11 protein-coding genes are annotated in these 13,467 nt (G+C 65.5%); 9 read left to right on the top strand and 2 right to left on the bottom strand.

The genetic code is table 11. The features are described 5' to 3' along the window. Window positions 1-212 precede the first annotated feature (212 nt). Entirely contained in the window at window positions 213-1,055 is an 843-nt protein-coding gene (locus ACP15W_RS12915) for a helix-turn-helix domain-containing protein (protein WP_424933308.1), read from the top strand. Window positions 1,056-1,137: 82 nt separating this feature from the next. Here ACP15W_RS12915 and ACP15W_RS12920 read toward each other — a convergent pair whose 3' ends face one another. Together ACP15W_RS12920 and ACP15W_RS12925 are read right to left on the bottom strand one after the other, a co-directional pair. Then, entirely contained in the window at window positions 1,138-2,199 is a 1,062-nt protein-coding gene (locus ACP15W_RS12920) for an ABC transporter ATP-binding protein (RefSeq protein WP_424933309.1), read from the bottom strand. 25 nt (window positions 2,200-2,224) lie between these two features. Beyond that, on the bottom strand, window positions 2,225-3,016 hold the full coding sequence (locus tag ACP15W_RS12925) for an IclR family transcriptional regulator (protein WP_424933310.1): 792 nt from the start codon (window positions 3,014-3,016) through the stop codon (window positions 2,225-2,227). A 157-nt stretch (window positions 3,017-3,173) separates the two neighbouring features. On the opposite strand from ACP15W_RS12925, the gene ACP15W_RS12930 reads away from it, so the two are divergent. From ACP15W_RS12930 to ACP15W_RS12965, 8 genes are all read left to right on the top strand, one after another. After that, window positions 3,174-4,424 carry an ABC transporter substrate-binding protein gene (locus tag ACP15W_RS12930; protein WP_424933311.1) on the top strand — a complete coding sequence of 417 codons (1,251 nt, stop codon included), beginning with the start codon at window positions 3,174-3,176 and terminating at the stop codon, window positions 4,422-4,424. A 115-nt stretch (window positions 4,425-4,539) separates the two neighbouring features. After that, window positions 4,540-5,469, top strand: a complete 930-nt coding sequence (locus tag ACP15W_RS12935; protein ID WP_424933312.1) for a carbohydrate ABC transporter permease — start codon at window positions 4,540-4,542, stop codon at window positions 5,467-5,469. Continuing rightward, the gene (locus ACP15W_RS12940) at window positions 5,469-6,317 is read left to right on the top strand and encodes a carbohydrate ABC transporter permease (protein WP_424933313.1); all 849 of its coding nucleotides are present in this window, start codon (window positions 5,469-5,471) and stop codon (window positions 6,315-6,317) included. Before ACP15W_RS12935 ends, ACP15W_RS12940 begins: the two co-directional genes overlap by 1 nt. Next, entirely contained in the window at window positions 6,314-8,398 is a 2,085-nt protein-coding gene (locus ACP15W_RS12945; RefSeq protein ID WP_424933314.1) for an alpha-galactosidase, read from the top strand. The genes ACP15W_RS12940 and ACP15W_RS12945 overlap by 4 nt, the downstream gene beginning before the upstream one ends. 77 nt (window positions 8,399-8,475) lie before the next feature. Beyond that, window positions 8,476-9,399 (top strand): 2-dehydro-3-deoxygalactonokinase, encoded by a 924-nt coding sequence (locus ACP15W_RS12950; RefSeq protein WP_424933315.1) that lies wholly within the window; start codon window positions 8,476-8,478, stop codon window positions 9,397-9,399. Then, a complete protein-coding gene (locus ACP15W_RS12955; RefSeq protein ID WP_424933411.1) occupies window positions 9,396-10,001 on the top strand; it encodes a 2-dehydro-3-deoxy-6-phosphogalactonate aldolase in 606 nt (201 codons plus the stop codon). The genes ACP15W_RS12950 and ACP15W_RS12955 overlap by 4 nt, the downstream gene beginning before the upstream one ends. A 32-nt stretch (window positions 10,002-10,033) precedes the next feature. Next, window positions 10,034-11,941, top strand: a complete 1,908-nt coding sequence (locus ACP15W_RS12960) for a beta-galactosidase (RefSeq protein ID WP_424933316.1) — start codon at window positions 10,034-10,036, stop codon at window positions 11,939-11,941. A gap of 425 nt (window positions 11,942-12,366) precedes the next feature. Continuing rightward, window positions 12,367-13,425 carry a polysaccharide lyase family 7 protein gene (locus ACP15W_RS12965; RefSeq protein ID WP_424933317.1) on the top strand — a complete coding sequence of 353 codons (1,059 nt, stop codon included), beginning with the start codon at window positions 12,367-12,369 and terminating at the stop codon, window positions 13,423-13,425. Window positions 13,426-13,467 lie beyond the last annotated feature (42 nt).

Below are 13,467 nucleotides of genomic sequence, written 5' to 3' on the forward strand. Positions count from 1 at the left end.
ACCGCCTGCCTTTCGCGGGCGGTCCGGCTTGAGCCCACTGGTAGCGGCATGCCACGGTCTGGCCGTATCCCGCCAGGGGGGTACGGGTCTGCGCTGGAATACCGCCCCGAACTGGGCTAGACAGCCCAACGGCCCGGCAGTCCGTTGTTTTGCTCGACCATTCCGGCCCCGCGCATACCCCGCCACCGATGATCGAGACCGAGACGCAGTCCATGAAGATGAGAGAGGATCGGCATACGGAAACCCTGACGGCCCTTGGGCATCCCGGCCGCATGGCGGTGTTCCGGCTTCTCGCCCGCCGTGCCCCGGATACGGTTTCGGCCGGGGAACTCGTCCAGGCGCTCGGGCTCAAGCCCAGCACCCTCTCGGTCTACGTGGCAATCCTGACCCGCAGCGGTCTCATCCGCCAGGAGCGCGACGGCCGCTTCCTCCGCTACGGGATCAACCTGGAGAATGTCGGCACGCTGGTGGAATTCCTCGTCAACGATTGCTGCCGGGGACGGCCCGAACTTCTCGCCAATCTCCCTTCAGGTGACGTGGTCGAGGCCGTGCCGCGGCCTGACCGCACCTACAACGTGCTCTTCGTCTGCACCGGCAACTCGACCCGCTCGATCTTCGCCGAGGCCATTCTCGAGGCGGAGGGATCTGGCCGGCTCCGCGCATTCTCCGCCGGGACCAGCCCCTATCCCGAACTGAGCCACCATACCCTCGAGGTGTTGCAGGCGAACGGGCATGATGCGTCGCACCTGCAGCCGAAGAACCTCGACCGCTTCCACGAGCTGACCGCGCCGAAGATGGATTTCGTCTTCACCGTCTGCGACAGGGCGGCAAACGAGGAATGCCCGCCCCTGCCCGGTCAGCCGGTGTCCGCCCATTGGGGCATGTCCGATCCGGTGAAGGTCGAAGGCACGCAGGCCGAGAAGGCGCTTGCCTTCCAGGAGGCCTACCGGATGCTCAAGGCGCGTCTAGAGGCCTTCATGGCGCTGCCGATCTCGACCCTGAGCCGCCTCTCGCTTCAGCGCGAACTGGACGAGATCGGCCGCAAGGCTCCCTGATCCTCCCGAACCGCTTCAGGCGGGATTGCCGCCTGAAAGATCCCAGTCGTATCGACACCTGGGGGGGCGAGCCCCGCATGTCTCAGCGCAGACGCTGCTCGGTCTTGCCGTCGAAGAAGTAGGCGTTGGCCGGCTCGAAGTGGACCTTCACGGACGTGCCTTCCGGGATTTCCTCGTCGTCGCTGGTCTCGGCGACGATCTTCTCGCCGCTCGGTGCAATCAGGTAGTCGTAGGAAACGCCGCCCAGCCGCTCGCGAATGTCGAGTTGCACGTCGGAGGCGCCTTCGCTGACCTCGATGTGCTGCGGGCGGACGCCGACATAGACCTCAGAGCCACGCGCAGGCAGTGCCACGGAGGTCGGGACCACCAAGCCACCCAGCGCCGGAATGCGCACGCCGCCCTCTTCGACCATGCCCTTGAGGAAGTTCATGGAAGGCGAACCGATGAAGCCGGCAACGAACTTGTTGTCGGGATTCTTGTAGAGCTCCATGGGCGAGCCCACCTGTTCGATCCGTCCCGCGCGCAGCACGACGATCTTGTCCGCGAGCGTCATCGCCTCGACCTGGTCATGGGTGACATAGATCATCGTCGCGCCGATCTCCTTGTGGAGACGGGCGATCTCGACGCGCATGTCCACCCGCAGTTCGGCATCGAGGTTCGAGAGCGGCTCGTCGAAGAGGAACACTTCCGGCCCCCGAACGATGGCCCGGCCGATGGCGACACGCTGGCGCTGGCCGCCCGAAAGCGCCTTGGGCTTGCGCTTGAGATACTGGTCGAGCTTGAGGATACGGCTCGCCTCGGAAACCTTCTCCTGGATCTCGGCCTTGGGGTGACCGTTCATCCGCAGGCCGAAGCCCATGTTCTCCTCGACCGTCATGTGCGGATAGAGCGCATAGGTCTGGAACACCATGGCAACCCCGCGCTCGGCGGCGTCGATATGGGTCACGTCGCGCTGGCCGATGCTAATATGGCCCGACGTGGTTTCCTCGAGACCCGCGATCATCCGCAGGAGCGTCGATTTCCCGCAGCCCGAAGGGCCGACGAAAACGCAGAACTCCCCGTCATCGATCGACAGGTCGATATCGTGAATGACCTGTGCGTCCCCGTATTTCTTGACGGCATTCTGTAGCGTCACGCCAGTCATGTTCGGTATTCCTCCCCTTTTTTCTTCAGCCCGGAAACTGCCAGGATTCGGCGGCTTGGGCTATTTCTGCTGCAGTTTCGACGAGATCACCCCGATGCGCCTGGAGCGCATCGAAGTCCTTCTTCTGGGTCGCCGTTGTTATTGAGAGCCCCCCGAGCACGCGTCCGTTTCCGGCGATGATGGGTGCCGCGATACAGATGATGCCGGGTTCGTGCTCCTCCCGGTCGAAGGCAATTCCCTCCTGCCGGATGACCTGCAACTCGGCCTGCAGTTCCTCCGGGCCCGCGAGCGTGTGCGGGGTATGCCGGAAGAAGGATTGCATCGCGATTGCCTCGGCCTGCCTGTCCGGGGGAAGGAAGGCCATCATGGCCTTGCCCACTCCGGTGCAATAGGCGGGCCCCACCTTGCCCGCCCGCGAGAACATCTCGACAGGCCGCAGCGCGTTGCGCTTGTCGACATAGAGCACCTGCCCGCCATCGAGCTGGGCGAGGTGGATGGTTTCGCCCGCCTTCGCGGACAGCTCATCCAGGAAGGGCCGCGCAATCGGCGCGATGGAGCTCTGCTGCCAGGCCGCGTGGGCAAGGCGCACCAGCCTGAGGCCGGGGCTGTAGAACTGCGTGTCCTCGTCGTAGGCGAGCATCTTCTGGTTCGTGAGGGTCTGGAGCAGGCGGTAGAGCGTCGCCTTGGGATAGGGAGATTCGGAGAGAAGCTCCGCGAAGCGGACGGGCCGCCCCTTGCTGGCGACGAGATCCATGACATGCAGCGCCTTTCCGACCGTTCCGTCAGACACGCCGCCCTGTTCCACATGCGCGTTCATCCCGCACTCCCTGATTTCCCGCCAGTTGTTGTCTTTCTGTCGGGCCTGCCGACCGCGGTTGTTGACATTCTTAGCCCGAATCAAGCATAGTTTCAATAGTTAGAAACGAGTTCCAATATTCGGAACCATTGACTGTCCACTTGGGAGGATACCTGGAATGAAGACCATCACGAAAGCGGCGGCCGTGCTCGCCATGACGACCGGCCTCGCGACCCCCGCGCTGGCCGAGCTGAGCGGCACGCTCAAGATCTTTTCGGACATGTCCAACCCGGCGCCGCGCGCCGTGATGGAAGAGCTCGCCGCCCAGTTCGACGAGATGCACCCCGATCTCACGGTCGAGCTCACCATTATCGACCGCGAAGCCTACAAGACGCAGATCCGCAACTTCCTCACCGCCAACCCGCCGGATGTCGCGAACTGGTATGCGGCCAACCGGATGCGTCCCTATGTGAACGCGGGCCTCTTCGAGGATGTCAGCGACATCTGGGAAGATCCCGAGATTTCCGAGAACCTCGCCTCCACCAAGGGCGCGATGACCCTCGACGACAAGCAGTGGGGCGTGCCCTATACCTACTACCAGTGGGGCGTCTATTATCGCGAGGACATCTACAACGAGCTTGGCCTTTCCGAGCCCACGACCTGGGATGAACTGAAGTCCAACTGCCAGGCGATCCTCGATTCGGGCCGTAAGTGCTTCACCATCGGCACCAAGTTCCTCTGGACCGCCGGCGGCTGGTTCGACTACCTCAACATGCGCACCAACGGCTACGACTTCCACATGGCGCTGACCAACGGCGAGGTGGAATGGACCGATGAGCGCGTGAAGGCCACCTTCGCCAACTGGCGTGAGCTGATCGACATGGGCGCCTTCATCGACAACCACCAGTCCTACAGCTGGCAGGAAGCCCTGCCCTTCATGACCAACGGCGACGCCGCGGCCTACCTCATGGGCAACTTCGCGGTGGCCCCGCTGCGCGAGGCGGGCCTGAGCGACGACCAGCTCGACTTCTACCAGTTCCCGGTCATTAACCCGGATGTCGAACTGGCCGAAGACGCGCCGACCGACACGTTCCACATCCCCTCGGGTGCCGAGAACAAGGAAGCCGCGCGCGAATTCCTGAAGTTCGTCGTCTCCGCCGACGTGCAGACCGAGATCAACGCCGGCGACAAGCTGGGACAGCTGCCCGTGAATGCGCAGAGCGCCGTGGGCGACGACGAGATGCTGATCCAGGGCTTCGAGATGCTGAGCTCCAACAGCCCCGGCGGCGTGGCCCAGTTCTTCGACCGCGATGCGCCCGCCGAAATGGCCTCCGTGGCCATGGAAGGGTTCCAGGAGTTCATGGTCTTCCCGGACAACCTGGATGACATCCTCGCCCGTCTCGAGCAGGCCCGCGGACGCATCTACTGAGATCCGACCCCCTGATCCGGCAGCCCTGACGGGGCTGCCGGTCGCTTCCCGTGCATGACCGCGCCTGGCTCCCGCCGGGCCGCTGGTGCATGCCCCGGTGCTGCGGAGAAACCCAATGTCCAACACCGCCTTGCCACAGGATACGGCATCGCCCCTGTCGAGCCGCAAACGCTCGCGCGCCCAGGCCATCACGCCATGGCTCTTCCTCGCGCCGGGGATGATCTTCTTCCTGTTCTACGTCATCTTTCCGATCTTCCAGAGCTTCAATATCTCCTTCTACCAGTGGGACGGACTCGGCGAGCCGCAATTCGTCGGTCTCGCGAACTACCGCGAACTCGGCACCGACCGGGCCTTCGATGTCTCGCTCTGGAACAACTTCAAATGGCTCGTGCTCTACCTGCTGGCCATTCCGGGCGGGCTCTTCATCGCGCTCTTCCTGAACCAGACCGTGACCGGGATCCGGCTCTACAAGTCGATGTTCTTCTTCCCCTTCGTGATCTCGCAGGTGGTCGTCGGCCTCGTCTTCACCTGGTTCTACGACCCGACCTTCGGGCTGCTGAACTCGATCCTCGGCATTGTGGGGCTCGGGCCGGTCAACGTGCTGGGCGACCCGACGCTCGCGACCTATGGCATTATCGCAGCCGGTCTCTGGCCCCAGATCGCCTACTGCATGATCCTCTACCTCACCGGGCTCAACGCCGTGGACCCAGAACAGATCGAGGCCGCCCGGCTCGACGGTGCGAAGGGCTGGCGGATGCTCTGGCACGTCATCATCCCGCAGCTCCGGCCCGCGACCTTCATCGCCTTTGTGGTCACGATCATCGGCGCCCTGCGCTCCTTCGACCTGATCTCGATCATGACCAACGGTGGCCCCTTCGGCTCCACCCGCGTGCTCTCCTTCTACATGTTCGAGAAGGCGCTCTCCGAATATGGCTTCCGCATGGGCTACGGCGCGGCCATCGCCGTGGTGCTGTTCCTGATCATGCTCTGCTTCATCACCTATTTCCTCTGGTCGATGTACCGCGAAGAGAAAGGCGGCCGCTGATGTTCCCGAAACCGATCGAACATTCCTCGCGCAGCTGGCAGCTCACCTACCAGTCCCTGATCCCGGTTGCGCTCGTCGCCTGGCTCCTGCCGCTGATCGCGGTGGCGGTCTTCTCGATGAAACCAGACGCGGATTTCACCTCCGGCAACTACTGGGGCATGCCCTCGGCGTTCGCGGGCTTCGACAACTACGGCAAGGTGTTCTTCCAGTCCGACATGCCGCGCTACCTGATGAACTCCGTGCTCATCACCGTGCCCACGGTGATCGGTGCGGTGGCGCTGAGCTGCATGACCGGCTTTGCGCTGGGGATCTACAAGTTCAAGGCGAACCTCTGGATCTTCTTCATGTTCGTGGCCGGAAACTTCGTGCCCTTCCAGATCCTGATGGTGCCGGTGCGCGATCTCACGCTCGATCTCGGCCTTTACAACACCAAGATGGGGCTCGTGCTCTTCCACATAGCCTTCCAGACCGGGTTCTGCACGCTCTTCATGCGCAACTTCATCCGCGCCCTGCCCTTCGAGCTGATCGAGGCCGCCCGGGTGGAAGGCGTGGCGGAATGGCGGATCTTCTGGTACATCGTCCTGCCGCTGATGAAGCCGGCCATCGCCGCGCTGTCGGTGCTGATCTTCACCTTCATCTGGAACGACTACTTCTGGGCGGTGGTGCTGACGCAGGGAGCCGAAAGCCAGCCTGTCACGGCCGGGATCACCAGCTTCAACGCGCAGTATCGCGCGGCCTACAACCTGATGAGCGCCGGCAGCATCGTCGCGGCCCTGCCCCCCGTGGCCATGTTCTTCCTGATGCAGCGCCACTTCATCGCAGGCCTCACGCTCGGAGCCGTAAAATGATCCGACACTGGTGTCTACAGGACGCCCGCCAGAGCATCGTTCTGGCCTCGGAGAACGACCACCTTCCGGAGGTGGTCTACTGGGGCCCGAGGCTGCCCGATGGCGAGGATCGCACGACGCTGTTCCGCGCCTACGGCATCGACGTCACGGGCGGAATGCTCGACCGCAACCCGGAGCTCTCGATCTGCCCCGAGGCCACGCGCAGCTTTCCCGGTCAGCCCGGGCTGATCCTGCGCGACGGATCGGGCAACCCGCTTCTGCCGAAGTTCTGCTTCGAGGAGGCGATCGAGGCCCCCGACCGGCTGGAACTGGTCTACCGCGACCAAACGGGGCTGCTGACCTACCGGGCGATCTACACCATCACGCCGGCGACCCATGTGATCGAGGCGCGTGCGGTGCTCGAAAGCGAAACACCGGTCAACCTTCACTGGCTCGCGGCGCCGGTCTTCCCCGCACCGCAGCTCTCCGACGAGATGATCGATTTCGCCGGGCGCTGGTGCGGCGAATTCCAGGCCAACCGCACCGCCTGGTCGCCGGGCATCCGCTACCGCGAGAACCGCACCGGCCGCACGGGCCATGAGCATTTCCCCGGCCTGATCGTGCCCTGCCGCGGCGCGACCAATTGCCACGGCGAAGTCTTCGGCTTCCACTACGGCTGGTCCGGCGGGCACCGCATGGTGGCCGAGGAACTGCCCGACGGGCGGCGGCAAATCCAGTTCGGCCATGCGGCCCGGATGGAATACGAGGCCCAGACCCGCTTCGAGACCGCCCCGCTCTTCGCGGTCTATTCCAGCGACGGGATCAATGGCTGCGCGATCTCGTTCCAGCGCCATCTGCGCGACGAGATCGTCACCTTCCCCCACCCCGACCGTCCGCGGCCGGTGCACTACAACTGCTGGGAAGCGATCTATTTCAATCACAACCTGCCCGAACTCAGGGAGATCGCCGATCACGCCGCCGCCCTTGGGGCCGAGCGTTTCGTCCTCGATGACGGCTGGTTCGGCAATCGCGACGACGACACCCGCGCGCTTTCCGACTGGGAGGTCGACCCGCGCAAGTATCCCGACGGGTTGGGACCGCTCATAGATCATGTCCACGGTCTCGGCATGAGCTTCGGGATCTGGTTCGAACCGGAGATGATCAACCCCGACAGCGACATCCACCGCCGCCATCCAGACTGGGCGCTAGGCTCCGAGGACCAGATCCTCGGGCGTCACCAGAAGGCGCTGAACATGGCGCTGCCGGAGGTGCGCGAGTTCCTCTACGCGCGGATTGCCGCGATCCTTTCGGCGCATGAGATCGACTACATCAAATGGGACCACAACCGCGTCCTGCCCATGCCCGACGCGGCGCAGACCCGCGGCTCCTATGCGCTCATCGACCGGCTGCGCGCCGATTTTCCGGCCGTGGAGATCGAAAGCTGCGCCTCGGGCGGCGGACGGATCGATTTCGGCATCCTGAAGCGCACCCAGCGCGTCTGGCTTTCGGACAGCAACGATGCGCTCGAACGGCTCCGCATCCAGCACAACGCGGCGATCTTCCTGCCGCTCTCGGTCACCGGCAGCCATGTCGGACCGCGCCAGTGCCACACTTCCGGCCGCATTCTCGACATCCGCTTTCGGGCCTGGGTCGCGGCGCAGCGGCACATGGGCTTCGAGATGGACCCCCGCGAACTGACCGAGGATGAGGTCCATGTACTCTGCGAGGTGACGCAGTGGTGGAAGGACAACCGCGCCTGGATGGAGCGCGCCGACATCCTGCGCCTCGAGAGCCCGGACTCGGCAGTGATCGCGGAGGAACAGATCGCGCGCGATGGCACACGGTTCGTCGTCTTCGCCGGAAAGGCCGACACCTCGGCGCAGATCGCCCCGCGCCCCTTGCGGCTTACCCGGCTCGACCCGGATGCGCTCTACCGGGTGGACCTAAGAAACCGTGGCGACGCGCCCGCACTGTCCCGCGGCACGCCGGCACTCAAGGACGGCGCGCTCGACCTGAGCGGCCGCTACCTCATGCACCACGGCCTGACGCTGCCGTGGAGCTTTCCCGAAACCATGTGGGTGATCGAAGGTCACCGACTTTGACTTTGCGCGATGGAGCAGACCATGCACGAGATCCCGAAACCCCGCCGCGAGACGACAGCAAACGGGTGGGACACGTGATGGGCGATGCACATGTCATGCCCGACTGGGTGGCCGTGGACTGGGGCACGTCGCACCTGCGCGTCTGGCTGATGGCGCGTTCCGGCAAGGTGCTCGCCGGGCTCACCTCCGAGAAGGGAATGGGCCGGCTGCCCCGCGACGGGTTCGAGCCCACGCTCGTCGAACTGCTCGGGCCCCACCTGCCCGCGAGCGGCAGGCTGCCGGTGATCGTCTGCGGCATGGCCGGCTCGCGCCAGGGCTGGGCCGAGGCCCCCTATGCCGCGGTGCCCTGCAAGCCGCCCTCGCTCGCCCAGGCGACACGGGTTACATGCAGCGATCCGCGCCTGGAGGTCTTCATCCTGCCTGGCGTCAAGCAGATGAAACCCGCCGATGTCATGCGCGGCGAGGAAACCCAGATCGCGGGCCTGCTCGCGGACAAGCCCGGCTTCGACGGCGTGATCTGCCTGCCCGGCACCCACACGAAATGGGCGCATATCTCCGCGGGCGAGATCGTCAGCTTCCGCACCTTCATGACCGGCGAGATGTTCGAGCTTCTGAGCGCCCGCTCCGTGCTGCGCCATTCGATCGCCGACGCAGGCTGGGACGACGCGGCCTTCTCGGAGGCGGTGGATGACGCGATCTCGCGGCCCGCGGACATGGCCGGCGGCCTCTTCGCCCTGCGTGCTGGCGCCCTGCTCGCGGACCTCGCGCCGCAGACCGCCCGCGCGCGCCTCTCGGGCCTCCTGATCGGAGCCGAGCTTGCCGCCGCGCGCCCCTACTGGCTCGGGCAGGAGGTGCGCATCATCGGCGCGACCGGTCTCGCCTCCGCCTATCTCGCCGCCCTCAAGGCGCAGGGCGCCGCGGCGGATGTGGTCCCGGGCGACGAGATCACCCTGCGCGGGCTGACCGCCGCATTCCATGAATTCGAGGAGATCCAGTCCTGATGCGTGAGATCATCGCAATCCTGCGCGGCATCGAGCCGGAGCAAGCCAACCCCGTGGCCGAGACCCTGATCGAGGCGGGCGTGACCCGCATCGAGGTGCCGCTGAACTCCCCCGACCCCTTCGACAGCATCGCCCGCATGATCGAGACCGCGGGCGAGAGCGCCACCATCGGCGCGGGCACGGTGCTGGACGTGGAGGCGGTGACACGCCTTGCCTTCATCGGCGCGCAGATGGTCGTCTCGCCCGACTGCAACCCGGAGGTAATCCGCGCCACCAAGGCCAATGCCATGCTCTCCTATCCGGGCGTGCTCACCCCCACCGAGGCCTTCGCCGCGATCCGCGCCGGCGCGGACGGCATCAAGCTCTTCCCCGCCTTCAAGCTCGGCACCGACGGCTACCAGGCGCTTTCCGCGGTCCTGCCCAAAGGCACGAAGGCCTACGCAGTGGGCGGGGTCGGCCCGGCGAACTTCGCTGACTGGCACAAGGCCGGCATCACCGGCTTCGGCATCGGCACCGGCATCTTCAAGCCCGGCTTCTCCGTCGCCGACATCCGCGCGCGGGCCGACGAGATCGTCGCGGCCTACGACGCGGCCTTCACCTGACCCGACCATTCTCACCTGACGGACACCTCCCCATGCAGCGCACCCTCGGCACCTGCTACTACCCCGAACACTGGCCGGAAGAGATCTGGGCCGAGGATGCCGCCCGCATGGCCCGCGCGGGCCTCACCTGGGTGCGGGTCGGCGAGTTCGCCTGGTCGCGCCTCGAGCCCGCCCCCGGCGATTTCCGCTGGGACTGGCTCGACCGCGCCATCGAAACCCTCGGCGCAGCCGGCCTCAAGGTCGTCCTCGGCACCCCCACCGCTACGCCACCGCGCTGGGTGGTCGACAAGCACCCGGACATGCTGGCGATCGATGCGGAGGGGCGTCCCCGCGGCTTCGGCTCCCGGCGGCACTACTGCTTCAGCCACGAGGGCTACCTTGCCGAATGCCGCCGGATCGTCACGGAAATCGCCCGGCGCTACGGCCGCAACCCCCATGTCGCCGCCTGGCAGACGGACAACGAATACGGCTGCCACGACACGGTGATCTCCTACTCGGCGGCCGCGGAGACAGCATTCCGCGACTGGCTCGCCCAGCGCTACCAATCCACCGACGCGCTCAACCGCGCCTGGGGCAACGTCTTCTGGTCGATGGAATACGACACCTTCGAGCAGATCGGCCTGCCGAACCTCACGGTGACGGAACCGAACCCGGCCCACGCGCTGGCTTTCCGCCGCTTCTCCTCGGACCAGGTCGTGCGTTTCAACCGTGTTCAGGCCGAGATCATCCGCGCCCATTCCGACGCGCCGATCTCGCACAACTACATGGGCCGTATCACCGATTTCGACCACTACCGGACCGGCGCGGATCTCGACATCGCCACCTGGGACAGCTACCCGCTCGGCTTCCTCGAGGACCGTGTCGGCGCAGAGCCCGCCCGGCAGCGCGCCTATGCGCGCCAGGGCGACCCGGATTTCCAGGCTTTCCACCACGATCTCTACCGCGCGGTCGGTCGCGGACGCTGGTGGGTGATGGAGCAGCAGCCCGGCCCGGTGAACTGGGCGCCCTACAACCCCGCGCCCCTGCCCGGCATGGTGCGGCTCTGGAGCTGGGAGGCCTTCGCACACGGCGCCGAGGCGGTCTGCTATTTCCGCTGGCGCCAGGCCCCCTTCGCGCAGGAACAGCTTCACTCCGGCCTGTTGCGCCCGGACAGTGCCGCGGCTCCGGGCCTTCTCGAGGCCGAGCAGGTTGCGCGCGAACTGGCCGACGCGCCCGAAGTCGCCAACCGCCAAGCACCCGTCGCACTCGTTTTCGACTATGATGCCGACTGGGCGTGGCAGGTGCAGCCCCATGGCGCGGGGCTGAGCTATTTCGGCATCGTGCTCGACCACTATCGCGCCCTGCGTCGCGCCGGACTGTCGGTCGATATCGTGCCGCACGATGCCGACATGACGGGCTACAGGCTGATCGCAGCCCCCGGCCTGATGCACATGCCCCGGCACCTCAAGACCACATGGACCGCGACCGGCGCGCAGGTCTGGCTCGGACCGCGCACGGGCGCGCGCGACCGCGACATGGTGATCCCCGTGCCGCTTCCCCCGGCTCTGCCCGGACTCGATGTCACTGTCTCGCGGCTTGAGAGCATCCGCCCCGACCTGCCGATCCCGCTCGAAGGCGGGGGCGCGGTCAGCGGCTACCGCGAGTTCCTCGAAGGCAGCGCGGAAACAATCCTGCGCGCCGAGGACGGCGAGGCGGCGGTTGTCCGCGCGGGCAACCTGACCTACGCGGGCAGTCTTCTGGATGCCGACGGGCTCGACCGGCTGACGCGAGAGCTTTGCGCCGAGGCAGGCATCGCAACCCAGACCCTGCCCGAGGGCGTACGCATCCGCGACACGGCCACCGAGCGATTCTGGTTCAACTACAGCGCCGAGCCACGCGAAACGCCCGCCGGTGTCCTGCCCCCCGCAGGTGTGGCGCGAAGGGCCCTACCCTCGCAGTAGGCTTGCAGCCCCGATCTCGGCCCCCCCTGCCGGATATTCGGCTGGGGCGCTTCATGGCCAAGACGCCAGTGGTGCCAGCAGAACATGGCGCGCAACAGGCCGAAGGCGCCTTGCCTGCGGCGGCCCGCCCAGCCGGGCCGGCGCATCGCCAATGCAAGGACACACCGCCGGCTCAGGCCATGTCGTCACCGTAAACCGCATGGAACGGGCGGCGTTGCACCGCCCCCCCCGGCCCGCTGCTGGCACCGCTTGACAAACCGCTGCAATGTTTGCGCGGCAGATTTTTGCCATGCGCGCCAAAGCCGCATCTTGACAATTTAACGTTGATCTCCCACCTTCAGCCAGGATCGCATACTAGTCTACCAGTTAACTGCGATCGATTGTGCCTCGAAAATTTTCAAAAGCGTCTAGGGGGAAATATCAAAGTGAAACATATCAACGCCTGTTTCTGTGCGGCCATCGCCGCCGGCGGCCTCACCACCGCCAACATCGCGTTCGCGGACACCATCGAAGACCAGAAGGAGCTCAAGCAGGAACTCAGCGAAACGCTCGATCCGTCGAAGCCGCCGAGCGAGAATTTCAACATCTGGTCCTTCATGATCAATATCCCCGAGCCGGATCACAAGCCGGAGCGGGAAGGAATGGTCCTCGAGGTGAACGAGAAGGTTCTCAACGCGGGCTACACCCATCCGGACTGGTTCTTCACCGATCCCGAAACCGGCGCGATGGTGTTCCGCGCGCCGAACAAGGCCGTCACGACACCCAACAGCAGCAACGTGCGCAGCGAACTGCACGCCATGCTGCGCCGGGGCGACCTGCGGATCGGGGAGAAGGAACCGAAGAACAACTTCGTTCTGACGAACCACCCGAACCCCACGGAATACGGCGCCGTGGGTGGCACGCTCTCGGCAACCCTGTCGGTCGATTGGGTCAGCACCAGCGGCGACGATCAGAAGTTCCCGGCCTATTCCGTGGTGATCGGCCAGATCCACGGTCTCGGCAAGACCGAGCCCTTGAAGATCTTCTACCGCAAGATGCCCGAGCACGATCACGGTTCGCTGTTCTGGAACTACGAGGTCCGGCCCGAGGACGAGGGCGAGCGCTATGACATCTCCACCGATGTCTGGGGCAGCCACGAACTGACCAAGGCATCTGACGACCCCGAGGATGGCATCCTGCTCGGCGAGATCATCTCCTACGAGATCGACGTCGAGGGCACGGAGATGACCCTCACCTTCACCAAGGCGCTCGGCACTCCACAGGAGGAAACCAAGGTCTTCACCCATGATCTGGGCAAGGGCCTCGAGGGCCATCCGATCGACCGCGGCTATGCCGACGATGCGATGCACCTGAAGGCCGGCGCCTACAACCAGTGCAACATGGGCACCGAGCACCCGATCTGGGGCACCGCCTGCGACAATGACGGCATCGAGGCCGGGGATTACGTGCAGGCCAGCTTCTACCGTCTCGACCTGCAGCAGTAGGCATCGAACGGATGGCGGGGCGGGATCGGCAGCGATCCGGCC

This window comes from Amaricoccus macauensis, assembly GCF_049800915.1.
GTDB lineage: Bacteria > Pseudomonadota > Alphaproteobacteria > Rhodobacterales > Rhodobacteraceae > Amaricoccus > Amaricoccus macauensis_A.

Bases quoted from the DNA above. Each gene is read 5' to 3' on its own strand.
- ACP15W_RS12935 (WP_424933312.1), top strand. From the start codon at position 4,540: ATGTCCAACACCGCCTTGCCACAGGATACGGCATCGCCCCTGTCGAGC.
- ACP15W_RS12945 (WP_424933314.1), top strand. From the start codon at position 6,314: ATGATCCGACACTGGTGTCTACAGGACGCCCGCCAGAGCATCGTTCTG.
- ACP15W_RS12915 (WP_424933308.1), top strand. From the start codon at position 213: ATGAAGATGAGAGAGGATCGGCATACGGAAACCCTGACGGCCCTTGGG.
- ACP15W_RS12920 (WP_424933309.1), bottom strand. From the start codon at position 2,199: ATGACTGGCGTGACGCTACAGAATGCCGTCAAGAAATACGGGGACGCA.
- ACP15W_RS12925 (WP_424933310.1), bottom strand. From the start codon at position 3,016: ATGAACGCGCATGTGGAACAGGGCGGCGTGTCTGACGGAACGGTCGGA.
- ACP15W_RS12950 (WP_424933315.1), top strand. From the start codon at position 8,476: ATGGGCGATGCACATGTCATGCCCGACTGGGTGGCCGTGGACTGGGGC.
- ACP15W_RS12930 (WP_424933311.1), top strand. From the start codon at position 3,174: ATGAAGACCATCACGAAAGCGGCGGCCGTGCTCGCCATGACGACCGGC.
- ACP15W_RS12960 (WP_424933316.1), top strand. From the start codon at position 10,034: ATGCAGCGCACCCTCGGCACCTGCTACTACCCCGAACACTGGCCGGAA.
- ACP15W_RS12940 (WP_424933313.1), top strand. From the start codon at position 5,469: ATGTTCCCGAAACCGATCGAACATTCCTCGCGCAGCTGGCAGCTCACC.